Origin of the sequence: Neorhizobium sp. IRS_2294 (genome assembly GCF_050500145.1) — a bacterium.
GTDB lineage: Bacteria > Pseudomonadota > Alphaproteobacteria > Rhizobiales > Rhizobiaceae > Neorhizobium > Neorhizobium soli.
The window spans coordinates 2,851,898-2,873,342 of record NZ_CP191439.1 but is presented as its reverse complement, the minus strand read 5'-3'; the positions used below and the strand labels follow the sequence as shown (position 1 = coordinate 2,873,342).

The following is a 21,445-nucleotide window of genomic DNA, read 5'->3' as shown; positions in this document are numbered from 1 at the left end:
GATTGGCATCCATGATCACACGCCGCACAGCCCTTCTTGCCACTCCCTTCGTCCTCACATCCATGCGGGCCTTCGCGCAGCAAACCGGCGGGACTGGCGTGGCGCAGGCGCCGCAGACGCTGAAGGCCGTGCTCGGCCGGGCGGCTGACCTCGAGCCGTTGAAGGTCGTGATGGTGTCGCGCAAGGGCGAGACGATTGCCAGGGAAGCGTTCAACGGCAGCGGCCTCAACGCCTCGACCAACATCAAGTCGGCGTCGAAATCGATCATCTCCTGCCTTGTCGGCATCGCGATCGATCGTAATCTGCTCGAAGGGCCGGACCAGAAGATTGCCTCGATCCTGAAGGCCGATCTGCCACGCAATGCCGATCCGCGGCTCGCCGAGGTCACCATCGGCAATCTTCTCTCCATGCAGGCCGGTCTGTCTCGCATGTCGGGGCCGAATTACGGGCGCTGGGTGGCCAGTTCCAACTGGGTGCGGTTTGCACTGTCGGAGCCGTTCGACGGCGAGCCGGGCGGTCAGATGCTGTATTCGACGGCCTCGACGCATCTTCTGTCGGCCATCCTCACCCGCGTCGGCAAACGGCCGACGCTTGCGCTGGCGCGCGACTGGCTGGAGCCGGTCGACGGGTTTCGCATCGGCGCCTGGGAGCGCGATCCGCAGGGCATCTATCTCGGCGGCAACCAGATGGCGATGACGGCGGCGTCCCTGCTGGCATTCGGGGAGCTCTATCGCAATGGCGGGAAAACCAAGAGCGGCCGTCAGGTGGTCTCTCAGAGCTGGATCGACCAGTCCTGGACCCAGCGCACGAACTCGCGCTTTTCCGGCGATGGCTATGGCTACGGATGGTTTCTGCGTGAGATGGGCGGACACGATGTGAAGTTCGGTTGGGGTTATGGCGGGCAGATGGTCTACGTGGTTCCGTCGCTCGATATGACCGTGGTGATGACATCAAGGGAAAGCGGTCCGTCTGCCCGAAACGGCTACCGCGACCAGTTGCACGACCTTCTCGCCGAGATTATCGGCGCTGTCGCGTCGGCGTAAGCGCCAAGCTCCGCCGTGATATGGGGGACTAGCATGCGGGGCAGACCCCGCATGTTTCACTGGGAATTTAGACAGTCGGCTCAGCCGGAAATGTCGATCACGCCGCAGTCGCCGGCTTCAGACGAGAATGCGAGCAGCTTACCGCTGGCACTCCAGCTCAAGCCCGTGATGGCGCCCTTACCGGGCCGGCGCAGCAGCGCTTCCTTGCCGTCGGCAATGCGCACACCGAGGACCATGCCGTCGATAAAGCCGATGGCGAGTACTTCCTCTAGCGGATGAAACCCCACCTGCGTTACCATGATATTGGCGCGCGTGCCGAGTTCCATCGGTGCCTTGCCCATGGGGCCGTCCTTGGCCGAAAACGGCCAAACGATCGCGGCCGGCGCGCCTGAGGAGGCGAGCCATTTGCCCTTGACCGACCAGGACAAAGATTTCACCTTGGCCGGATAGCCGGTCATCCGCATATGGCGGCTTTCGCCCGACTTGCTGTCGAGCTTCCAGCCGTGCAGGGCGTTTTCCTGCATCATGGTCACGAGGAAGCGGCCGTCAGGCGAGAAGGTGACGCCGGTATGGGCACCCTTCCAGTCGAGATCCTGCATCGGACTGTTGGTGCCGACCCAATGCAAGGATACGCCGTTATAACGTGCGGCCGCAATCCGCAGGCCCTTGGGTGCGAAGGCGATCGCTTCGACGCTGCGCTCTTCCTTCACTTCCTTGAGGGTGCCGTCGGAGAGCTTCACGAAACTGGACTTGCCTTGCGCCCAGGCGACCGCACCCTGAGGGCCACCGGCGACGACGGAGATCCACTTACGCGGCGTTTCCGAAATCGTGCTGACCGTGCCGTCATGGGAAATGCGCTGCACCCGGCCGTCTTCGCCGCCACTCAATAGCGTGGCGCTGAAGGGGTCGCGGATGCAGGTCAACAGGCCGTGATGCGCGTCCGTTACCTTCTCACCGCCGTCAAGGCGGTGAATGGTGCCGGCTGCAGTGGCAAAGATCGGGATGTCGCCGAGAAAGTGAGCCGCGACGACATGACCGTCGATATCAAGAGGTGCAACGGTTGGCATCAGGCGACAGCAACCTCAGCCTGGCAAGCCATGAAGCTCTTCTGGATCTTGTCGAAGTCGAGGTCGCGGCCGATGAAGACGAGGCGGCTTTCACGCTTCTCGCCATCATTCCACGGACGCTGGTGATCGCCTTCGACGATCATGTGGACGCCCTGGATGACGTAACGCTCCTCGTCGCCCTTGAAGGCGATGATGCCCTTGAGGCGCAGGATGTTGGGACCTTCTGCCTGGGTGATCTTCTGGATCCATGGGAAGAAACGATCCGGGTTCATCTCGCCGCCGCGCAGGGAGACCGATTTGACCGTGATATCGTGGATCGGCGACATCGCATCGTGATGCGCATGATGGCCGTGGTCATGATGCTTGTGATCGTGCCCGTGATCATGATGATCGTGGTCGTGCGCGTGATGGTCATGCCCATGGTGATCGTGGCTATGGTCGTGACCGCAATCGGGGCCGCAGACATGGTCTTCGTGGTCGTGGTCGAGGAAATGCGGATCGTTTTCCAGCGCCCGTTCCAGATTGAAGGCACCCTGATCCAGCACGCGGGCGAGATCGATGCCCGAACGGCTGGTGTTGTAGATGCGGGCTGTCGGGTTGATGGCGCGAACCACGTCTTCGACGATCGCCAGCTCTTCCGGGGTCACGAGATCGGTCTTGTTGATCAGAACGACGTCGGCAAACGCGATCTGGTCTTCGGCCTCGCGGGAATCCTTGAGGCGCAGCGGCAGATGCTTGGCATCGACCAGAGCGATGACGGCGTCGAGTTCGGTCTTTGCGCGAACATCGTCGTCCATGAAGAAGGTCTGGGCAACAGGAACCGGATCGGCCAGGCCCGTCGTCTCAACGATAATGCCGTCGAAGCGGCCCGGGCGGCGCATCAGGCCCTCGACGACACGGATCAGGTCGCCACGAACCGTGCAGCAGACGCAGCCGTTGTTCATCTCGTAGATCTCTTCGTCGGACTCGACGATCAGATCGTTGTCGATGCCGATTTCGCCAAATTCGTTGACGATCACGGCGTATTTCTTGCCGTGGCTCTCCGAAAGGATCCGGTTGAGCAGGGTCGTCTTGCCGGCGCCGAGATATCCGGTCAGCACGGTCACAGGAATTGGCTTTGCAGCGACGGGAGCGGTGTTTTCAGTCATGGGAAACCTCTAAGGGTTCTGGAGCGCTCGGGGGAGCGCGGAAGCGTGTTGGCCTCATATAAGGGCAAGGCCGCGCGAGTTCAAAGGGGTTTTGAATGTTATATGATCACATCAGGGCAATGTAACCGCGTCGGTTTGCCGAAGAAGCTGGTCGAGCGTGAGAAGCGGCTCGCCGGCCACTTTCGCATGCGCGTAATGGAAACAGTCGAAGTTGCTCAAGTGCCGCTTACCGATGCCATGTTTCTGAGCCACCGCGACAGCAAAGCTTAAGAGCGCACGCGGCGAGCCCGCCTCACGGATATCAATGCCGCGCGCGTCGAGCCATTCCACGACAGCGCTTTCTGCCTGGCCGTATGCGCAGTCTAGCTGGTCGGGCCGGGAGAGAACAATGACAGCCTCCCAGGCAGCGAGAGGAGACGTGAATGGCAGTGTCGATTTTGCCAACGCCCTTTCATAGGCTTCCGCGGTATCTTCGCCAGCCATCAACGATACGATCGCACAAGCATCGACAAACATGTGCGATCAATCCAGGTCGTGGTCGAGATCGTGATAGGCGGAAGCTGGGGGCACGGGTCGGGTCTGTTTGAAGGAAAGTCCGTGCTTTGCCAGGATGCGGCTGGCCGTCTCGCTCGCCGTCTCCTGCTGCGCGCGCTTGTCGATGGTCTCCCGCAGTGCGGTGACCACCGCTTGCGTGATTGTCGTTCCGTCTATTTGCGCAAGCTCTCTCGCAAGTGCCTGAGCTTCTTCGTTACGGATATTGAGGGTCATGAGACATCACCTTCGTGTAGCCAAGTCTCGCACACTATGCGGCTCTGCGCTACTTCAACGCGTCAATATCGAAGCGCTGCACATCCCGTAGCAACTCGATGATGCCGTTGACCGCATGCTTCACCAGCTGCTCGCCCCGTTCTGCGGTGGCAGCGGTTGCGTTGCCGGCGGCGCCCTTGGCGTTGAGGTCAGACATCTTCCACCCGAACGCATGTGGGCCGTAGGCGCGCAGGTGACGAAAGTCTTTCGCGAAATCTGTCTGGCGCGATGGGAAGTTTTCGGCCCTTTCCATGCTCACACAGTCCGGCCACAGTGCCAGCATGACGGAGGTCTCGATATCGCCGCCGTGGATATCGATTGCCTTGTCCTCCGGAGCGATCCAGCCTTCGGGCTGGCCGAAGCGGGTCCAGCTTGTTGCGACCGCCAGCATGTTGAAACGGACGCGGGCCTCTGTCGTGACGATCGTCAGCAGCGGCGCGTTGCCGCCATGGGCGTTCAGCATCACCAGTTTGCGGATGCCTTGCTTGTGAAGTTCCTCGGCGATGCCGAGCCAGCGGCGGACAGCCTCGTCGAAGGCCAACGTCTTCGTTCCTGCCACATCCATATGCTCGATCGAGTAGCCGACCGGCTCCACCGGGAGGAAGGTGACCGGAAGATCAGCCGGAAGGGCAGGGATGATGCGGTCGACAAGGCCCTGTGCGATCAGCGTATCGGTCTCGAAAGGCAGGTGCGGACCGTGCTGTTCGTGGGCGCCGAGCGGCAGAACGGCGATCCAGTCGCCGCTTTTAGCGCTTTCTGTGGACGGGGGCGTAACATCGTTGTCATGATAGCGCGGCAAGGGATGCGGCATCTGGCGGTCAATTCCGGGTTTCGATAAGGGTGGCGTGGTATAGTTATAGCGCCGACTTCCATGACGCAAAACGGGCGGAGCCTATGAGCAAGAAAAAAGGCGACAAGAAATCCAAGTCGGGCAAGAAGAAAGACGGCGCTGGTCTTTCTGCAACCGACCTTGCGCCTGTCATTACGCAGACCGCCCGGTCGATGCGCACCGCGTTGTCCCGCAGTCTGGTCGAAAGCGGCCTTTATGCCGGGCAGGACGGGGTGATCCTGGCGCTTTCCGAGGAAGACGGCATGACGCCGGGTCATCTTGCCAACCGCATGGGCGTCAAGGCGCCGACCATGACCCGCACGATCGGCCGCATGGAGGCGCAGGGGTTTCTCGAGCGCCGATCCGACGGAACGGATGGTCGGTTGACCAAGGTGCATCTGACGGAGACCGGCCTGAAGAGCGTGGAACAAATCGGCCGCGCGGTGGCCGAGTGCGGCGAGCTTGCGGTCAAAGGCCTGTCCGACAAGGAAGTGCGTACGCTTTTGAAGCTTCTCAAAGCCGTCGAGCACAATCTTCAGTCGGATGAGGGCGATCGCGACTGAGGGTTGCGTTTGCCAACCTGCTCGTCCGAAAAATCCCGTCACAGGATTGTCGCATGGAATTAAATTGTTTATTTAAACTTTAATTCGGGTGCTCTGCGTAAGAATGCAGGCTGCATGAGAACGCGGGGCTAGATGGCGCAGAAAATCAAACTGTCGACGATTGCCGAAAGTCTCGGTCTTTCTACAGCTACGATTTCGCTTGCTCTCCGGGACAGTCCGCTTGTCGCCGCTGATACCCGCGAGAAGATCAAGGAACAAGCGCGGGCGCTTGGCTATATCTACAATCGCCGTGCCGCCAGCCTTCGCACCTCGCGGTCCGGCATTATCGGTGTCGTCGTGCATGACGTGATGAACCCGTTTTACGGTGAAATCCTGAAAGCCATCGAGAGCGAGCTCGACCGCAGCCGTCATACGTTCATCCTCTCCAACCATTACGACTCGGTCGAAAAGCAGCGCACGTTCATCGAGACGCTGCTGCAGCTGGGTGGCGACGGCGTGATCATGTCGCCGGCGATCGGGACGCCGATCGAGGATATGAAGCTTGCCGAAGAAAACGGCATGCCGGCCATTCTTGTTGCCCGCTCGATGGAAGGCCTCGACCTGCCGACCTATCGTGGCGACGATGCTTATGGCATTTCGCTGGCCACCAACCATCTGATTGGCCTCGGCCACCGGGCGATCGCCATGATCGGCGGCACCGACCAGACATCGACCGGTCGCGACCGTTACCAGGGCTACGTCAACGCGCTGCTGAAAGCCAATATCGAGGTCGATCCGAACCTGCGCATTCCGGGACCCCGTTCGATGCAGGGCGGGTTCGAGGCGGCGGTGCATTTCCTGTCCCTACCGCAAAAGCCGACGGCTGCGGTCTGCTGGAACGATCTGGTGGCGATCGGTTTGATGAACGGCATTGCGCGCGCCGGGCTGACGCCGGGCGTCGATATCTCCGTCACCGGCTATGACGATCTGGAACAGGCGTCGATCTCGACGCCGTCTCTGACCACCGTTTCCAACGGACAGGCCGATGTCGGGCGCTTAGCGGCGCGGGCACTGCTCGATCGTCTTGCCGGGAGCCATGAGCCTGACGGTCTCCATCTGATCAAGCCGGAAATGCGTCTGCGCCAGTCGACCGGCGTCTTTCGTCCACGCTGATTATTCTTCATAAAGAGGTTGCTGCATGTCTGAGAATCCTGCCACCATCTTCGTGCCGGGCCGTATTCATCCGCGCGTTCTGGAGCGTCTGAACGACAGTTTCGAGGTCATCTCGGCTCCGCATGCCGAACTGGCATCCGTCGACGCCGAGACGAGGGCGCGCGTGCGTGGCATCGCGGTTTCCGGCAAATGCGATGCTGCCGTCATCGACGCGTTTCCCAATCTCGAAGTCATCTCCAGCTTCGGCGTCGGTTACGACGGGACCGATACGAAGAAAGCTGCCGAGCGCGGCATCATCGTTACCAACACGCCTGACGTTCTGAACGACGAAGTGGCTGATACTGCCATTGCGCTGCTCCTCAACACGCTGCGCCAGTTTCCGAAGGCGGAAACCTATCTGCGCGAGGGACGCTGGGCGAGCGAAGGCCCGTTTCCGCTGTCGCCGTTTTCACTAAAGGGCCGCAGCATTGGCATTCTCGGCCTTGGCCGCATCGGTCTCGAGATCGCAAAGCGGCTTGAGCCGTTCAAGGTGACGATCGGCTATTACAGCCGCAGCCAGCGCTCGGATGTCGGCTATATCTACTATCCGTCCCTGAAGGAGATGGCTGAGGCCGTCGATACGCTCATCTGCATCGCGCCCGGGACGCCGGATACGTTCAAGATCATCAATGCGGAGATCTTCGAAGCGCTTGGCCCGGGTGGCGTGTTCATCAATGTCGGCCGTGGATCGAGCGTTGACGAGGAAGCAATGATTGCCGCCCTCAGCGACAAGACGATTGCCGCAGCCGGCCTCGACGTCTTCTTCGACGAGCCGAACGTGCCGGCGGAGCTGATCGCTCTCGACAATACCTGCCTTCTGCCGCATGTCGCCTCCGCGTCTGTTCAGACCCGCAATGCGATGGCCGATCTCGTCGTCGACAACCTGATCGGCTGGTTCAAGGACGGCCGCGTGCTGACGCCGGTTCCGGAAACCCCCGTCAAGGGATAACCGGCAAACACGGCGAGGGTGTTTGATTCACGCGGTGCGGGCAACCGGTGTGCTGGTATCACCGCTCGCCGATGCCGCGTAGGCGCGGACCGCATCGCCGAACGCCTTGAACAGGGCGGCCGAGGGCGCATCGGTTTCGGCCCAGTATTCCGGATGCCACTGGACGCCAACGGCGAAATTCTTCGCGTCGATCACCGACACCGCCTCGATCGTGCCGTCTGCGGCCGTCGCCTCCACCTTCAGGCGGGGAGCGGTCTTTGCAATCGCCTGGCGGTGGAGCGAATTCACCTGGACTTCGCCGGAAAATCCGAGGAAATCCGCGATGCAGGATCCTTCCTTGACGAAGACCGGCTGGCGGATCGCGTACATCGCGTCGCGGTCTGGCACGTCGGGCTTGCGGTGGTCCCAGTTGCCCGGCTGATCCTGGATCTCGCTTGCCAGCGTGCCACCCAGCGCGACATTCAGCTCCTGGATGCCGCGACAGATGGCGAGAAGCGGAATGCCGCGCTCGATCGCGCGGCGGATCATCGGCAGCGAGGTGGCGTCGCGGCCGTGATCGAAGGGGCCGTCTCCCTCGGTCGCTTCGCGGCCGTAGAGCGACGGGTGGACGTTGCTGACGGCGCCGGAAACCAGCACGCCGTCGACCCGGTCGAGGATCGTGTCGACATCGTTGCCCTCCTCGAAGGCGGGAACGATGAAGCTCATGACGTCCGCCACTTTCAGCGCCGCATTGACATACTGGTTGGGTGTGGCGTGCCAGAGGGCGCCTTCGAATTGCCTGAGATCGGCGGGAACGGCGACGATGGGCTTACGGCACGAGACGGGCATGAACAATCTCCAGGCGGGGCAGTGGTTCTTATCCCGTATTGCTGCCGGAGGCGGGGTGAAGTCAAGCCGTAGCGACGCCGTGCAGCGTGAACCACGACGATCGCGGAAGACGAAAGTATAATGCGGTTTAACCTTGGTCCGCCGTCATTGTTACATGGTCTGCTTGCAAGCATTCAAGCAACATGATTACCTCATCTAGGACTGGCGAGGTATGGGAGGAGACATCTTCGCGGTCTGTTCAACCCGGGAGGATTTTTGATGGATCGTCGTTCATTCCTGAAAAAGACGGCAGTCGGCGGCGCGGGAGCCGCTGCAGCCACAGTGCTTGCTGTTCCGCTTTCGACACCTGCCATTGCCCAGCAGAACCCGAAGATCAACTGGCGCCTGACATCGTCATTTCCGAAATCGCTGGACACGATTTATGGCGGCGCCGACGATATCGCGAAGCATGTTGCAGCCGCCACCGACGGCAATTTCACGATCCAGCCGTTTGCAGGTGGTGAGATCGTCCCGGGTCTGCAGGCGGCCGATGCGGTCTCCGCTGGCACGGTCGAGATGTGCCATACCTGCTCCTACTATTTTGTCGGCAAGGACCCGACCTTTGCGATCGGCACGGCGATCCCCTTCGGCATGAATGCGCGCCTGACGAACTCGTGGTTCTACCAGGGCAACGGCAATACGCTGATGAACGAGTTCTATGCCAAGCATCAGATCTACGGCATGCCCGCCGGCAATACCGGGGCCCAGATGGGCGGCTGGTTCCGCAAGGAAATCAACACCGTCGACGACTTCAAGGGCGTGAAGATGCGCATTGCCGGCATTGCCGGGAAGGTGCTTGAAAAGCTCGGTGCCGTACCGCAGCAGATTGCCGGCGGCGATATCTATCCGGCGCTGGAAAAGGGCACGATCGATGCGGCGGAGTGGGTCGGTCCCTATGACGACCACAAGCTCGGCTTCTACAAGGTGGCCAAGTATTACTACTATCCGGCTTTCTGGGAAGGCGGCCCGACAATCCATGCCTTCATCAACCTCGACAAGTGGAACAGCCTGCCAAAGCATTATCAGTCGGCGCTGACCGATGCCTGCGCTTTCGCCAATACCAACATGATGGCGAAATACGATCTGAAGAACCCGATGGCGATCAAGCAGATCGTATCGCAGGGGACGACGTTGCGGCCATTCAGCCAGGATATCCTCGAGGCCTGCTACACGGCGGCAATGGACGTCTACAAGGGTATCTCCGCAACCAACGCGGATTTCAAGAAGGTCTACGACGACCAGGTCGCATTCAAGAAGGAAGGTTACCTCTGGATGCAGCTTTCGGAGTACACGTTCGACACGTTCATGATGATCCAGCAGCGCAACGGCAAGATCTGAACGTCTACAGCGTTGCTTAGACACGTACCCCGGATCGCAAGGTCCGGGGTTTTCTTTTGCAGCTGAGGGATGGCGCCGGACTGGATTCACGCAATAGACGCGCTGCACGTATGCCCGGTTGTGTCGGCTCGACAATCACACGCTGGTATCTATGATGGTGGCGTTCGAAGGCAAAAGCAGAGCACTCCGTGGCCAGCCGGAGTATCGGTGAAGACGGGCTTCACCGACTTAAGGCAAAAGCCTTGCCGTCGAACAGGAGGTGATGCGATGTGGTTTCCACTGAGCATTACGTTGCTGGTTAGGAAATACCGGACGGGCTGGTCAGTGTCCGTCCGGTTCATTTTCTACATCAGATAACAAAGGGAGAGCAGAGTTCGCGCTTTGCTCTCCACTCCAATGTACTACTGCGCCGGTTTTCTGGCAAGACGAAGCCGTTAAGGGTTGATCCTCGGTGGCTCGCCGAAGTTGGGCATGCCGGGTAGTCCGGGGGCAGGTTGCGCGCCGCCGCCCTGGCCGGGTGCACCATCCATCGGCGGCAGGCCGAAATTGGGCATCTGGTTGTTGCCGCTATCATTGCCGAAGCCGGGGATTTCGATCTTGATCGTGTTGAGATCGACGTCCGGCGCCTTGTCCAGCCAGTAGGTGACGGATTCCGGCCAGAAGATGATGATGGCGACGAGGATCAACTGCATCCCGAGCCACGGAATGGCGCCGAGATAGATGTCCTTCGTCTTCACAGTCTTCGGCGCGATCGATCGCAGGTAGAAGAGTGCGAAGCCGAATGGCGGGTGCATGAACGAGGTCTGCATGTTGACGCAGAGCAGCACGCCGAACCAGATCAGGTCGATGCCGAGCGCCGTTGCGACCGGCGCCAGCATCGGCAGGACGATAAAGGCGATCTCGAAGAAATCCAGGAAGAACGCCAGGAAGAAAATGAAGATGTTTACGAAGATCAGGAAGCCGAGGGCGCCGCCCGGAATATGAGACAGCAGGAATTCGATCCAAAGCCCACCGTTCATGCCCTGGAACACAAGGCTGAAGCAGGTGGCGCCGACCAGGATGAAGACGACCATCGAGGTGATCGTCATTGTCGAATGCATGGCCTGCTTGACGAGGTCCCAAGTCAGGCGGCGGTGCATGGCAGCAAGCGCCATGGCGCCGACGACGCCGAGCGCGCCGGCTTCCGTCGGTGTGGCAAGTCCCATGAACAGGGTGCCGAGGACAAGGAAGATCAGCACGACCGAAGGGACCATGCCCCACAGCACTCTCAACACCAGCGCGGCATTGAGTTCGCCGCGGGCCTCCGGCGGCAGCGCCGGAACATCCTGGGGCCGGACGATCGAGGTGAAGAGAATGAACAGCAGGAAGATCACGACCTGCAGGATCGAAGGACCGATGGCGCCGAGATACATGTCGCCGACCGAACGGCCGAGCTGATCGGCCAGAACGATGAGGACGAGCGACGGCGGAATGACCTGGGTGATCGTGCCGGAGGCTGCAATCACGCCGGTTGCGAGACGCGGACTGTAGCCGTATTTCAGCATGATCGGCAGCGAGATCACACCCATGGTGATGACGGAGGCGGCAACCGTGCCGGTGATGGCGCCGAGAATTGCGCCGACGATGATCACCGCATAGGCAAGGCCGCCGGGAATGGCGCCGAACAGTTTTCCGGTGCCTTCGAGCAGGTCCTCGGCAAGGCCGCAGCGTTCAAGAATGGCACCCATGAAGGTGAAGAAGGGAATGGCGAGAAGCAGGTCGTTGGAGACGATGCCGAAAATGCGCAGCGGCAGGGCCTGCATGAACGCATATTCGAAATGACCGGTGTAGATACCGAGGAAGCCGAAAAACAGCCCGACCGCCGAAAGGGAAAAGGCGACCGGAAAGCCGTAGAGCATGAAAATGATCATGCCCAGAAACATGGCCGGTGGCATTACGCCGTATTCAAACATGAGCTTGGTTTCCCCCCGGAATGGCGCGGTCTTATTGCAGTGGCTTTTCGTAGGTCGTGTCGACCTGGAGGGTGCCTGTGAGGCCGGCGATGCGCTTGATCAGCTCGGACAGGCCCTGAAAGGCAAGGAGCACGAACCCCGAGACGATGATGAATTTGACGGGCCAGCGGATCAGGCCGCCGGCATTCGAAGACACTTCGCCTTGCATGAAAGACAGGGAGAAGAACGGCCAGGACAGCCATGCCAGAAAGAGGCATGCCGGGATCAGAAAGATCACCAGGCCGATCGCATCGATCCACAACCGCTTGCGATCCGAGACGGCGCCGTAGATCAGATCGACGCGGACGTGTTCGTTGAGACGAAGCGTATGGGATGCGCCCAAGAGAACTATAAACGCGAACAGATACCACTGGATTTCCAGCCAGCCATTCGAGCTGTAGTTGAACGCATAGCGGATGCAGGCATTACCGGCACTGATCAGGCAGCAGGCCAGAACGAGATAACCCGCAAATTTTCCGACGATTTCGCTGACACGGTCAATTAACACGCTGAATTTCAACAGGCCCGCCATACTCACTCGCTCCCCAGCAGGTCTTTACCTCTGCCCGAATGAGGCGATGTAAACGAACGCTTATTAAAAGAAAAGACCCCCATAGGTCGCATAAATGCCGTTTCCAGGCATTGCGCGAAATATTATTGCGAAGGTGGTCGCGAGAGCGCATAATTGAGTTTGGAGAGTTTTAGCAATCCCTGTTACCGTTCATTGATCGCTTTTCGACGAACCCCCACAATCCAAGGGGTCGCACTCCGACAACAATCAATTTTTAAAACGTTTTCTCCATTGTCGGTCTGATGGCAAGGGAATGTGCCCCTATGAAGAATGCGGAAGCGCAAACGCTGCCGACAGAAGTGTATCTGTCGTTCGTCGAATCGCTGTTTAGAAATCGTGGAACGCTGTGGACTGGCATGGTGGTCCATATCCTGTCGTGCGCAGTGATTTTTGCGACGACGGGCTCTACCTTCTATATCATGCTGATTGCGGTGTTCTTGGCCGTCTTCACGTTCCGGGTCATCTCGTTCCGTCGCTTCGACAGTCTCGACCGTGCGGTTCTTTCCCGCGACGAGATCGAAAGCTGGGAAACACGCTATGTCTACGGCGCCGCGGCGACTGCTTTCCTTCTCGGTATCAGCAGCGCCTATGCGGTTCTTGTCCTGCGGGACATGATGGCCGCCTTCATGTGCATCGCGGTCACCATGGCGTCGATGGTGTCGATCGTCGGCCGCAACTACGGGTCTGCTCGCGCGGTTGCGCTGCAGACGACCGGCTGCTGCTTGCCGCTGATCATTGCCTGCGTGCTGACCGGCGAAATCAATCTTGCGCTGATGGCGCTCTTTCTCGTGCCGTTCGGGTTGACCACCCAGTCGATGGCGACGGGGGTGCGGGAATTTCTCTACAAGAACGTCATCGTTTCGCGCGAGATGAAGACGGTTGCCGACCAGCTCGACAGTGCGCTCAGCACCATGACGCATGCGCTGATCATGCTGGACGCCGATGGCCGGGTGCAGGTCGTCAACCGGCGCGCGCACGAATTGCTGGGACTGGGCGATGCCGAAGACCTGATGGGCGCGAGTTTCATCGCCGCCCTTCGCGACCGCGAAAATGCGTTTCCGGACGAGATCCTGACGCAGATCGGCGGCTTGCTGGAAGGGCAGGCGGGCAAGACGCTGCTGCGTCTCAATGACGACACCTATCTGGAATTCTCGCTCAGCCGCCGTTCCGAGGGCGGTCTCGTGATGATCTTCGAGGATGTCAGCGCAAGGGTCGCTGCCGAAGAGAAAATCCTTCACCTTGTTCGTTTCGACACGCTGACCGGCCTGCCGACACGGGGACATTTCACCGAACAGGTCAAACGTCGGCTGGCAAATGCAGGTCCGGAGATGTGGGCCGGGCTTGCTATTCTTGATGTCGACGGGTTCAAGCATGTCAACGACATGCGCGGCCATGTGGTGGGCGACAAGCTTCTTGCAGCAATTGCCGAACGGGCAGCGGCGTTTGCGAGCGACGAGGTTCTGATCGGCCGGCTGGTGGGCGACGAGTTCGTTCTGCTGGTGACCGGCAAAGACGGTTCTTGCGCGATCGAGGCGCGTATCCGCGAGATTCATCGGACATTCGAGGGGGATTACCGGGTCGACGGGCTTAGTCTTTCGGTATCGCTCAACAGCGGTTGCGTCATTCTGCCCGCTGAAGATTTCGACATGGAATCCTGGCAGATCAAGGCCGACCTTGCCCTCAACGAGGCAAAGTCGACCGGCAACGGCACGGTTCGAACCTTCAGGCCGGAAATGGATGGTCGGTATGTGGCCGAGCAGCGTCTGCGGACCGATCTGCGCCATGCCATCGAAAACGGCCATCTGTCCGTCGTCTACCAGCCGATGTACCGGCCGGACGGGTCCGAGATGGAATGCTGCGAGGCACTGGTGAGATGGTCGCATCCCGAGCGCGGCTGGATCGGCCCCAACATTTTCATCCCGCTTGCCGAAAGCATGGGCCTGATTTCGGACGTCACCCGGTTCGTGCTGGACAAGGCATGCGCCGACTGCGCCGAATGGTCGGGCGGCATGGCGGTCTCCGTCAATCTCTCGGTCAAGGATCTTCGTGGCGGTGCGATCACGGCAATGGTGGCCGAGACTTTGGCGCGCTACAGTCTGCCTGCCGCACGGCTGCATCTGGAAGTAACCGAAAGCTGCTTCATGGAGGAGCCTGTCGCCGTGAGTGCGACGCTCAGCCGATTGCGCGCCAACGGCGTGACGATCGCAATCGACGATTTCGGCACCGGGTTCTCGAGCCTCAGCTATCTGGATTCCCTGCCGATCGATATCGTCAAGATCGACCGCGCCTTCGTGCGCGACATCGGTACCGATCCGCGCCGCATGAAGCTTTTGAGCGGCATCGTGCATCTTTCACGCGAACTCGATCTCCGCATCGTTCTCGAAGGCGTCGAAACCCAGGAACAGCTGGATCTCGTGCGCAAGCACAATTTTGCGGACCTGGTTCAGGGCTACATCTTCTCGCCGCCGGTGCCGGTCGATGCGTTGGAGAGTCTGCGCGTTAACGGCGTTGCTCTCAGCAAGGCGGGTAGTCGTGCCGTATCGAGCCGCAAGAACGACGCGCCGCGGTCATTGAGCGCGGCTGGCTAAGAGCGCTTCCCCATATCTTCACGGGCTATTTTTTGCACCCGCGGCATAAGGTTACCGCTGGCGGTTAACTATTTCTGTTTAAAATTTGTTAAACATAATTTCGGCGATTGCGATCAAGGCTCAGTTCACGGTTAATCCTGGGTTAACGTCCCATGGATAATTCACATGCCGATAAAGCAATCTGTTCCTGAAGCACCATTTTCCGAAAAGCTCCTCGCATCTCTCGACCACATCGAATACCGCCGCATTCAGAGCGCCGAAGATTTCGAAGATATCGCCAGATTAAGATACAAAGCCTACAAGGCGCAGGATGTTCTCCCCGTCGGTGCGGTGGACATGCTCGATGAGATCGATTTCGACCGCAACGCCTATGTCTTCGGCATTCATCATTACGAAGAACTCATCGCGACGATCCGCGTCCATTACGTGACGCCGGACCATCGTGTGTGCCAGTCGACTGGCGTGTTTCCCGATGCGGTCCACGCTTTCCTCGATGCCGGGATGACGTTGATCGATCCGGCCCGGTTTGCGGTCGATCCGGCTGTCGTCGCCGAATTGCCGACGATCCCTTATATCACGCTGCGGCCCAGCATCATGGCTGCGATCCATTTCGATGCCGACCGGGTGTTGCAGCATATCCGCCCGCCGCATGCCTCGTTCTACAAGCGCATCTTCCTGGCGGATATCGTCGTGCCGCCAACGATGGCCGGCATCTACGGCTTCGAGCTCACGCTTCTTGCGTCACGAGTCAAGGAGGTAAGGCCGCAGTTGATGAGGCGGTTCCCGTTGTTCCGGTCGGAGGCCTATGAACGGCGGATGATGTTCGGCAACGAAGCGCAGTTCGACAGTCCGCCACTCACCGTTCTGCCGACCGCGAGGATCGCGGGAAGGCCGACCTCTCAGGAAATGGCGTTCGCCGAGTAGGTGTTAAAGCACCAGCCGCGGCGTGGCGCGATTGCGCTTTGAAGCGGTGTGTGTAATCTGGATCGAGAGGCGCTTTTCGGTGATCTGCCAAGGATTCGAAGAGCGAGGAGGAGGCTACCGCGCCACCCCGCCGTGATCGGCTCGTGGGCGCGGCGTTGAAGGAGATCGATGATGGACAAACACCAGAGCGGACCTATGGAGACCGGTGCTCCCATGGATTATCGCGAGCACGAGAAAACCTACGAGGGTTTTCTGGCCGCTGCAAAATGGGGCACGATGTCCACCGTCGTTCTGATGATCGCCATGGCGGCCGGCTTTTTCGGCGGCGCTGGACTTCTCGGCGGCCTCATCGTTTTCATCATCCTGAATATCGCTGGCGTCTTCCTGCTGCGCTAAGCCGGATCTGTTTCTGTCGGAGCGCGGGTGTGACGTTGCACCCGCGCGACCCTGCCGACAGGTACTCCAGACGTTATTTCATTCCATCTTCACAACACTCGTTCGCAATCTGCGAACAATCCGTCTGCGCCCAATTCGCGGCAGGGCCCTAACGGATGCTGCTCCGGCATGCCATGTAGGGGGCAACACCTCTTCTCATGCGCATATTGCCGGAGCCCTATTATGAAGAAAATCGGTTTCCTATCATTCGGCCACTGGACGCCGTCGCCACAATCGCAGACGCGCTCTGCGGGCGACGTGCTGTTGCAGTCGATCGATCTTGCCGTCGCTGCCGAAGAACTCGGTGCCGACGGCGCCTATTTCCGCGTTCACCATTTCGCCCGCCAGTTGGCTTCGCCGTTTCCGCTTCTGGCCGCCGTCGGTGCGCGCACGTCGAAGATCGAGATCGGCACTGGCGTCATCGACATGCGCTATGAAAACCCGCTCTACATGGCGGAAGATGCGGGATCGGCGGATCTGATTTCGCAAGGGCGCCTGCAGCTTGGCATCAGCCGCGGTTCGCCGGAACAGGTGATCGAGGGCTGGCGCTATTTTGGCTACGAGCCGGGCGAGGGGATGACGGATGCCGATATGGGCCGCCGCCACGCCGAAGTCTTTCTCGACGTGCTAAAGGGCGAGGGGTTTGCCAAACCCAACCCGCGCCCGATGTTTCCGAACCCGCCGGGCATGCTGCGTCTGGAGCCGCATTCGGAAGGGTTGCGAGACCGCATCTGGTGGGGCGCAAGCTCCGATGCAACGGCAGTCTGGGCGGCTGGGAAGGGCATGCACCTGCAGAGCTCGACCCTGAAGAACGACGAGACGGGCGAGCCTTTCCACATCCAGCAGGCAAAGCAGATCCGCGCCTATCGCGACGCCTGGAAGGCGGCCGGCCATCAGCGCGAACCGCGGGTATCGGTCAGCCGCTCAATCTTCGCGCTGACGGACGATCGCGACCGGGCCTATTTCGGTCGGGGTGGCAAGGAGCAGGACTCGGTCGGATATATCGACGACAGCACGCGGGCGATCTTTGGTCGTTCCTATGCGGCAGAACCGGAAGCCCTGATCGAGGAGCTGCGCCAGGATGAGGGCATTGCCGAGGCCGATACGCTGCTTCTGACCGTGCCGAACCAGCTTGGCGTCGACTACAACGCCCATGTCATCGAGTCGATCCTGAAGCATGTGGCGCCGGCGCTCGGCTGGCGCTGAGGGCTGTCAGCTAAAGCGCGACAGACGGTAGGGGGCGAGAAGCGGTTCTTGCGCCCCTTCCAGGATTTCGGTGGCGGCGAACAGGCCGATCGCCGGAGCGAGCGTGATGCCCGAATGGGTGACGGCAATGTAGAGGCCGGTGAGGGTTTGACCGGTCTGATCTTCGGCACGTCCGATGATCGGAAAGCCGTCCTTTGGCGTGGGGCGATAACCGACGGTGTAGAAGTCCATGACCAGGCTGTCGCCGCCTTTGACGAACCGCTTCAGTTTGCAGAACAGCTCTTCCGCCGCGCCATCCGGATCGGTACCCGGATCCATGCCGCCGAAATCGGTGCCGGCGACGAGCCGACCCTCCGCGGTTTGCCGCACATGCAGTTCCGGCGCAATGACGAGGCCGTTAAGAATCGGCGCGACCGGCGTCGAGTGGACGAGGAGGCCGGGTGGTGTTTCGACCGGAACGTCTATTCCGACAGAAGCGGCAAGGGTCGCGCTGCCGGCGCCGGCGGCGAGTACGATCTCACCGGCTGCGAATTCGCCGCTATCGGTGACCACAGTTGCGACATTGCCTTCGCCATTGCGCCTGAGGGCAGTGACCCGGACGCCTTCGATGAGGAGCATGCCGCGTCTTTGGGCGTCTGCGATGAGGATCTCGGCGCTCGCCTGCGGCTCGGCTACACCCTCCATCGCGGCGTAAAGCGCGGTGTTAGGCACGTCGTTCAAGGCCGGTTCGATGGCGGCAATCCTGACGGCATCGACCTCAGCAATGTCGTAGCCCCAGCCGGAATGCTGGCTGGCGTAGGTCGTCAGGTCAGCCTGCGACATGTCCCAGCATAGGCCGCCCGCGAAAGATAGGGGCAGGGTGGGGACGTCCTTCGCAAGGCGCTTCCATTCGGCGATGGCGCGCATGCGCAGGTCGAAATAGGCGCGCGGATTGCCCCAGCTGGCGTTGATCCAGGCGAAGGAATTCGGCGTCGCTATGCCGCCCGGTTTCTCAGAAAGAAGATGAACTTTGGCGCCTGACACCGTGAGGTGCCAGGCAATCGAGGCGCCGACAATCCCGCCGCCGATGACGATGATATCATGGCGACCGGACTGCTGCATCGTCATGGCTCCGCTTAGCTATTGCCGCCGCGCGTACGTGCCGCGCCGTCCTGGGCCGGCTTGTAGTTCGGGTCCAGACGGACGGCATGCGAGAACGAACGGTTGGCGCGGGCACGGTCGCCGCGATGCTCATACACCAGTGCCTGGTTGGCCCAGGATTCGGCGAGCTTGTCGTTCAGCTCGATAGCGCGGTTGAAGTCGGCAAACGCATTCTCGTCGTCGTTCATGGCGAGATAGGAAATACCGCGACCGTTATAAGGCTCGGCCGAGCTGGAGGAGAGCGAGATCGCCTTGGAGAAGTCGTCGATCGCCTGCGCGTGCTGATTGCGGGCCTGATAGATCAGGCCGCGGTTGTGATAAGCGCGACCATCGGTCGTATCGAGATCGATGGCCTTGTTGAAGTCACTGAAGGCTTCGTTGAGGCGGCCGGCCTGGCGATAGATATTGCCGCGGCCGATCAGGGCGACGTCGTAATTGGCATTGATCTGGAGCGCGCGGTTGTAGTCGTTCGCGGCTTCGACAGGCTTGCCCATGTTGCGATAGACGAGCGCCCTGTTCGCATAGGCCTGGTAGAACTGCGGATTGATCTGGAGCGCGCGGTTGAAGTCTTCCAGTGCCCGCTTGAATTCGCCGGCGCGACCATAGGCCGACCCGCGAATGTTGTAGCCTTCCGGATCAGACGGGTTCGAGCTGATGACGGAGGACAGGGACGAGATGTTCTGTTCCGACCCCTGGGCGCGATCGACGCTGATCATGTCCGTCGACGTGGTCGTCGAGCAGCCGGCCAGCGCGAGCACTGCCACGATACCGATCGGAGCGAGGGCCTTGCGAATTGGGGCGACGGTCAAGGAATGGCCGGAGTTTCGGGTTCCATCGGAAAAAACGGCAGTCTTGGCGGCCATCAGGCGCATGTCCTCGTATCGGGCTGTCGGGATCGGCAGAACGGTGTCGGAATGTCGTCCGTTCCGAATCAAAAAAGCGGCGGCGCCCATGTCGCCACCGCTCATAATCACATGAAAACGTCGAAAAAACGACCGATCAACGAGCAGCCGGACGGGCGGTTGCCGGGCGCGGCGTTGCCGGAAGAAGACCTTCGCGCTGCATGCGCTTGCGGGCCAGCTTGCGGACGCGGCGAACGGCTTCAGCCTTTTCGCGGGCGCGCTTTTCCGAAGGCTTTTCGTAGTAATCACGCATCTTCATTTCACGGAAAATGCCTTCGCGCTGCATCTTCTTCTTGAGAGCGCGGAGAGCCTGATCAACGTTGTTGTCGCGGACAAGTACCTGCACGTGAAATCCCGTTCCTTTGGTTTGTTATCGCCAGGGAATCTGCAGGATTCGAGGCGAAAGAATGTCGGAGCCCGGCGGATAGCCGAAGCGATTGGTGAAGGCACTTAACAGAGGAGATGTCAAAAGTCTACCCGCGGCTGCGGGCTTCTCAAGAATTTTACAGCCGCTGCTCCGCGCGGGGTTATATCAGCCCAGCGATGTCCTATATCCGCCACCAAGCCATAGTCGATTTGCGCCCATGCGGGAACCTGTTCCCAACCGGCCCAAGCCTTGTCCTGCCGAGCCACGCGGGACCGAACGGAGAAATCTCATGCGTAGTGCCATTCATTCCAGTTTCGGCGATCCGTCTTCCGTCCTGTCGATCGAGGATCGCCCAATTCCGCAGCCCGGCCCCGGCCAGATCCGGATCCGCATGTCGATGGCGGCGATCCACAATCACGATCTTCTGACGGTTTCCGGCGATTACGGCTACAAGCCCGACCTGCCCGCCGTCGCCGGCACCGAAGGAACCGGTATCGTTGATGCGCTGGGCGAGGGTGTCTCGCACCTGAAGGTCGGGCAGCGTGTGGCGGCCTCAGGGCAGGGCACCTGGGCGGAGTATTATATCGCGTCGGCCATGGCGGCCGTGCCGCTTCCCGATTCGATTTCCGATGAGGCCGGCGCGCAGCTGATCTCGATGCCGCTCAGCGCCCTGACACTGCTCGATTTTGCGGGTGTCGAAAAAGGTGACTGGATCATCCAGAACGCGGCCAATGGTGCGGTCGGCAAGACGCTCGCGATGTTTGCCAAGCCGCGTCAGATCAATGTCATCAACCTCGTCCGACGTGACGAGGCGGTTCGCGAACTGGCGGATCTCGGCATCCAGAATGTCGTCTCGACGTCGCAGACCGGATGGCGCGAGACGGTCAATGCGCTCTCGGGCGGAGCCGCGATCAAGGCGGGGGTTGATGGCGTCGGCGGCCCGGCCTCCGGAGACCTGCTGTCGGTGCTTGGCGAAAACGGACTGCTGATCTCGTTCGGATTGATGTCGGGAACGCCGATGCAGCTTTCTGCCAGCGACATGATTTTCAAGCAGGCTGTGGTCAAGGGTTTCTGGCTCGCCAAGATCGCGCCCAAGCTTCCTGCGGAAAAGATGAAGAGCCATATCAGCGAGATCGTCGAAGCCGTCGCCAACGGCACCGTGACCCTCACCGTCTCCGAGGTCTTTGGTCTCGATGACATCGCCAAGGCGGCCAAGGCAGCCGGCGAGCACGGCCGCACCGGCAAGGTGCTGCTCCGGGCCTGATTTTGCCTCTCGATGACAAACCGGGGAAACTTTCCCCGGTTTCTGTCTGTCCAAATTTCAAAGGAGGCCTGCGGCCGCGTCAACGGCCGGTCGCTCTAAAGTCACGACCCCATCTTCCCTCCGCCGTCGTCACATGAACGTCGGCCGGGCCTTTCGTCCGAGGTTCCCGGGCCTGTTTTCCGCGTGTGTCGAAACAATCCTCTGAGGCGTCGCAAAACGGCCATTGCGGCGCATATTGATTTGCGATGGGTATGG

At 60.4% G+C, this 21,445-nt stretch carries 21 protein-coding genes; 10 read left to right on the top strand and 11 right to left on the bottom strand.

Annotation, left to right across the window (positions count from 1 at the left end):
* The first annotated feature begins 11 nt into the window (after window positions 1–11).
* Window positions 12–1,043: a serine hydrolase domain-containing protein gene (locus ACQY1K_RS13935; RefSeq protein ID WP_430257627.1), complete on the top strand. Its 1,032-nt coding sequence runs from the start codon at window positions 12–14 to the stop codon at window positions 1,041–1,043.
* Between the two features lie 80 nt (window positions 1,044–1,123).
* Here the strand turns inward: ACQY1K_RS13935 and ACQY1K_RS13930 are convergent, their stop codons facing one another.
* The 5 genes from ACQY1K_RS13930 to ACQY1K_RS13910 form a co-directional block, all read right to left on the bottom strand.
* Window positions 1,124–2,110, bottom strand: coding sequence for a WD40 repeat domain-containing protein (locus tag ACQY1K_RS13930; RefSeq protein ID WP_430257626.1), 987 nt, complete (start codon window positions 2,108–2,110; stop codon window positions 1,124–1,126).
* Window positions 2,110–3,258, bottom strand: a complete 1,149-nt coding sequence (locus ACQY1K_RS13925; protein ID WP_430257625.1) for a CobW family GTP-binding protein — start codon at window positions 3,256–3,258, stop codon at window positions 2,110–2,112. The genes ACQY1K_RS13930 and ACQY1K_RS13925 overlap by 1 nt, the downstream gene beginning before the upstream one ends.
* Window positions 3,259–3,369: 111 nt before the next feature.
* Entirely contained in the window at window positions 3,370–3,774 is a 405-nt protein-coding gene (locus ACQY1K_RS13920; RefSeq protein WP_430257624.1) for a type II toxin-antitoxin system VapC family toxin, read from the bottom strand.
* A gap of 6 nt (window positions 3,775–3,780) precedes the next feature.
* Window positions 3,781–4,026 (bottom strand): type II toxin-antitoxin system VapB family antitoxin, encoded by a 246-nt coding sequence (locus tag ACQY1K_RS13915; protein WP_430257623.1) that lies wholly within the window; start codon window positions 4,024–4,026, stop codon window positions 3,781–3,783.
* 49 nt (window positions 4,027–4,075) lie between these two features.
* A complete protein-coding gene (locus ACQY1K_RS13910; RefSeq protein WP_430257622.1) occupies window positions 4,076–4,876 on the bottom strand; it encodes a creatininase family protein in 801 nt (266 codons plus the stop codon).
* An 83-nt stretch (window positions 4,877–4,959) separates the two neighbouring features.
* On the opposite strand from ACQY1K_RS13910, the gene ACQY1K_RS13905 reads away from it, so the two are divergent.
* The 3 genes from ACQY1K_RS13905 to ACQY1K_RS13895 all read left to right on the top strand — a co-directional run bounded on the left by ACQY1K_RS13905 (window position 4,960) and on the right by ACQY1K_RS13895 (window position 7,597).
* Window positions 4,960–5,457, top strand: a complete 498-nt coding sequence (locus ACQY1K_RS13905) for a MarR family winged helix-turn-helix transcriptional regulator (RefSeq protein ID WP_062461102.1) — start codon at window positions 4,960–4,962, stop codon at window positions 5,455–5,457.
* Between the two features lie 132 nt (window positions 5,458–5,589).
* Window positions 5,590–6,609: a LacI family DNA-binding transcriptional regulator gene (locus tag ACQY1K_RS13900; protein WP_062582147.1), complete on the top strand. Its 1,020-nt coding sequence runs from the start codon at window positions 5,590–5,592 to the stop codon at window positions 6,607–6,609.
* A 25-nt stretch (window positions 6,610–6,634) separates the two neighbouring features.
* Complete coding sequence (locus ACQY1K_RS13895) at window positions 6,635–7,597, top strand: 2-hydroxyacid dehydrogenase (RefSeq protein ID WP_062461092.1); 963 nt, start codon at window positions 6,635–6,637, stop codon at window positions 7,595–7,597.
* A gap of 27 nt (window positions 7,598–7,624) precedes the next feature.
* Here ACQY1K_RS13895 and ACQY1K_RS13890 read toward each other — a convergent pair whose 3' ends face one another.
* Window positions 7,625–8,425: a gamma-glutamyl-gamma-aminobutyrate hydrolase family protein gene (locus ACQY1K_RS13890; RefSeq protein WP_430257621.1), complete on the bottom strand. Its 801-nt coding sequence runs from the start codon at window positions 8,423–8,425 to the stop codon at window positions 7,625–7,627.
* A 258-nt stretch (window positions 8,426–8,683) separates the two neighbouring features.
* Here ACQY1K_RS13890 and ACQY1K_RS13885 point away from each other — a divergent pair, with 258 nt between their 5' ends.
* Entirely contained in the window at window positions 8,684–9,802 is a 1,119-nt protein-coding gene (locus ACQY1K_RS13885; protein WP_062461086.1) for a TRAP transporter substrate-binding protein, read from the top strand.
* Window positions 9,803–10,236: 434 nt separating this feature from the next.
* On the opposite strand, the gene ACQY1K_RS13880 is transcribed toward ACQY1K_RS13885, so the two are convergent.
* Window positions 10,237–11,754, bottom strand: coding sequence for a TRAP transporter large permease (locus tag ACQY1K_RS13880; protein WP_430257620.1), 1,518 nt, complete (start codon window positions 11,752–11,754; stop codon window positions 10,237–10,239).
* Between the two features lie 31 nt (window positions 11,755–11,785).
* Window positions 11,786–12,325 carry a TRAP transporter small permease subunit gene (locus ACQY1K_RS13875; protein ID WP_430257619.1) on the bottom strand — a complete coding sequence of 180 codons (540 nt, stop codon included), beginning with the start codon at window positions 12,323–12,325 and terminating at the stop codon, window positions 11,786–11,788.
* Between the two features lie 302 nt (window positions 12,326–12,627).
* On the opposite strand from ACQY1K_RS13875, the gene ACQY1K_RS13870 reads away from it, so the two are divergent.
* The 4 genes from ACQY1K_RS13870 to ACQY1K_RS13855 all read left to right on the top strand — a co-directional run bounded on the left by ACQY1K_RS13870 (window position 12,628) and on the right by ACQY1K_RS13855 (window position 17,517).
* Window positions 12,628–14,952: a putative bifunctional diguanylate cyclase/phosphodiesterase gene (locus ACQY1K_RS13870; protein WP_430257618.1), complete on the top strand. Its 2,325-nt coding sequence runs from the start codon at window positions 12,628–12,630 to the stop codon at window positions 14,950–14,952.
* Between the two features lie 165 nt (window positions 14,953–15,117).
* Complete coding sequence (locus tag ACQY1K_RS13865; protein ID WP_180215465.1) at window positions 15,118–15,876, top strand: N-acyl amino acid synthase FeeM domain-containing protein; 759 nt, start codon at window positions 15,118–15,120, stop codon at window positions 15,874–15,876.
* Between the two features lie 171 nt (window positions 15,877–16,047).
* Window positions 16,048–16,272, top strand: a complete 225-nt coding sequence (locus tag ACQY1K_RS13860; protein WP_062461074.1) for an aa3-type cytochrome c oxidase subunit IV — start codon at window positions 16,048–16,050, stop codon at window positions 16,270–16,272.
* 222 nt (window positions 16,273–16,494) lie between these two features.
* Window positions 16,495–17,517, top strand: a complete 1,023-nt coding sequence (locus ACQY1K_RS13855) for an LLM class flavin-dependent oxidoreductase (protein ID WP_113109729.1) — start codon at window positions 16,495–16,497, stop codon at window positions 17,515–17,517.
* Window positions 17,518–17,523: 6 nt separating this feature from the next.
* Here ACQY1K_RS13855 and ACQY1K_RS13850 read toward each other — a convergent pair whose 3' ends face one another.
* From ACQY1K_RS13850 to rpsU, 3 genes are all read right to left on the bottom strand, one after another.
* On the bottom strand, window positions 17,524–18,618 hold the full coding sequence (locus tag ACQY1K_RS13850; RefSeq protein WP_430257617.1) for an NAD(P)/FAD-dependent oxidoreductase: 1,095 nt from the start codon (window positions 18,616–18,618) through the stop codon (window positions 17,524–17,526).
* Between the two features lie 14 nt (window positions 18,619–18,632).
* A complete protein-coding gene (locus tag ACQY1K_RS13845; protein ID WP_430254921.1) occupies window positions 18,633–19,529 on the bottom strand; it encodes a tetratricopeptide repeat protein in 897 nt (298 codons plus the stop codon).
* Window positions 19,530–19,656: 127 nt separating this feature from the next.
* Window positions 19,657–19,905: a 30S ribosomal protein S21 gene (gene rpsU / locus ACQY1K_RS13840; protein WP_062461068.1), complete on the bottom strand. Its 249-nt coding sequence runs from the start codon at window positions 19,903–19,905 to the stop codon at window positions 19,657–19,659.
* Window positions 19,906–20,215: 310 nt separating this feature from the next.
* On the opposite strand from rpsU, the gene ACQY1K_RS13835 reads away from it, so the two are divergent.
* Window positions 20,216–21,190, top strand: a complete 975-nt coding sequence (locus ACQY1K_RS13835; RefSeq protein WP_184654413.1) for a zinc-binding dehydrogenase — start codon at window positions 20,216–20,218, stop codon at window positions 21,188–21,190.
* Window positions 21,191–21,445: the final 255 nt, after the last annotated feature.

Excerpts from the sequence above, each read along its gene's own strand:
- ACQY1K_RS13935 (WP_430257627.1), top strand. The coding sequence starts at position 12 with ATGATCACACGCCGCACAGCCCTTCTTGCCACTCCCTTCGTCCTCACA.
- ACQY1K_RS13930 (WP_430257626.1), bottom strand. The coding sequence starts at position 2,110 with ATGCCAACCGTTGCACCTCTTGATATCGACGGTCATGTCGTCGCGGCT.
- ACQY1K_RS13925 (WP_430257625.1), bottom strand. The coding sequence starts at position 3,258 with ATGACTGAAAACACCGCTCCCGTCGCTGCAAAGCCAATTCCTGTGACC.
- ACQY1K_RS13920 (WP_430257624.1), bottom strand. The coding sequence starts at position 3,774 with ATGTTTGTCGATGCTTGTGCGATCGTATCGTTGATGGCTGGCGAAGAT.
- ACQY1K_RS13915 (WP_430257623.1), bottom strand. The coding sequence starts at position 4,026 with ATGACCCTCAATATCCGTAACGAAGAAGCTCAGGCACTTGCGAGAGAG.
- ACQY1K_RS13910 (WP_430257622.1), bottom strand. The coding sequence starts at position 4,876 with ATGCCGCATCCCTTGCCGCGCTATCATGACAACGATGTTACGCCCCCG.
- ACQY1K_RS13905 (WP_062461102.1), top strand. The coding sequence starts at position 4,960 with ATGAGCAAGAAAAAAGGCGACAAGAAATCCAAGTCGGGCAAGAAGAAA.
- ACQY1K_RS13900 (WP_062582147.1), top strand. The coding sequence starts at position 5,590 with ATGGCGCAGAAAATCAAACTGTCGACGATTGCCGAAAGTCTCGGTCTT.
- ACQY1K_RS13895 (WP_062461092.1), top strand. The coding sequence starts at position 6,635 with ATGTCTGAGAATCCTGCCACCATCTTCGTGCCGGGCCGTATTCATCCG.
- ACQY1K_RS13890 (WP_430257621.1), bottom strand. The coding sequence starts at position 8,425 with ATGCCCGTCTCGTGCCGTAAGCCCATCGTCGCCGTTCCCGCCGATCTC.
- ACQY1K_RS13885 (WP_062461086.1), top strand. The coding sequence starts at position 8,684 with ATGGATCGTCGTTCATTCCTGAAAAAGACGGCAGTCGGCGGCGCGGGA.
- ACQY1K_RS13880 (WP_430257620.1), bottom strand. The coding sequence starts at position 11,754 with ATGTTTGAATACGGCGTAATGCCACCGGCCATGTTTCTGGGCATGATC.
- ACQY1K_RS13875 (WP_430257619.1), bottom strand. The coding sequence starts at position 12,325 with ATGGCGGGCCTGTTGAAATTCAGCGTGTTAATTGACCGTGTCAGCGAA.
- ACQY1K_RS13870 (WP_430257618.1), top strand. The coding sequence starts at position 12,628 with ATGAAGAATGCGGAAGCGCAAACGCTGCCGACAGAAGTGTATCTGTCG.
- ACQY1K_RS13865 (WP_180215465.1), top strand. The coding sequence starts at position 15,118 with ATGCCGATAAAGCAATCTGTTCCTGAAGCACCATTTTCCGAAAAGCTC.
- ACQY1K_RS13860 (WP_062461074.1), top strand. The coding sequence starts at position 16,048 with ATGGACAAACACCAGAGCGGACCTATGGAGACCGGTGCTCCCATGGAT.
- ACQY1K_RS13855 (WP_113109729.1), top strand. The coding sequence starts at position 16,495 with ATGAAGAAAATCGGTTTCCTATCATTCGGCCACTGGACGCCGTCGCCA.
- ACQY1K_RS13850 (WP_430257617.1), bottom strand. The coding sequence starts at position 18,618 with ATGCAGCAGTCCGGTCGCCATGATATCATCGTCATCGGCGGCGGGATT.
- ACQY1K_RS13845 (WP_430254921.1), bottom strand. The coding sequence starts at position 19,529 with ATGCGCCTGATGGCCGCCAAGACTGCCGTTTTTTCCGATGGAACCCGA.
- ACQY1K_RS13835 (WP_184654413.1), top strand. The coding sequence starts at position 20,216 with ATGCGTAGTGCCATTCATTCCAGTTTCGGCGATCCGTCTTCCGTCCTG.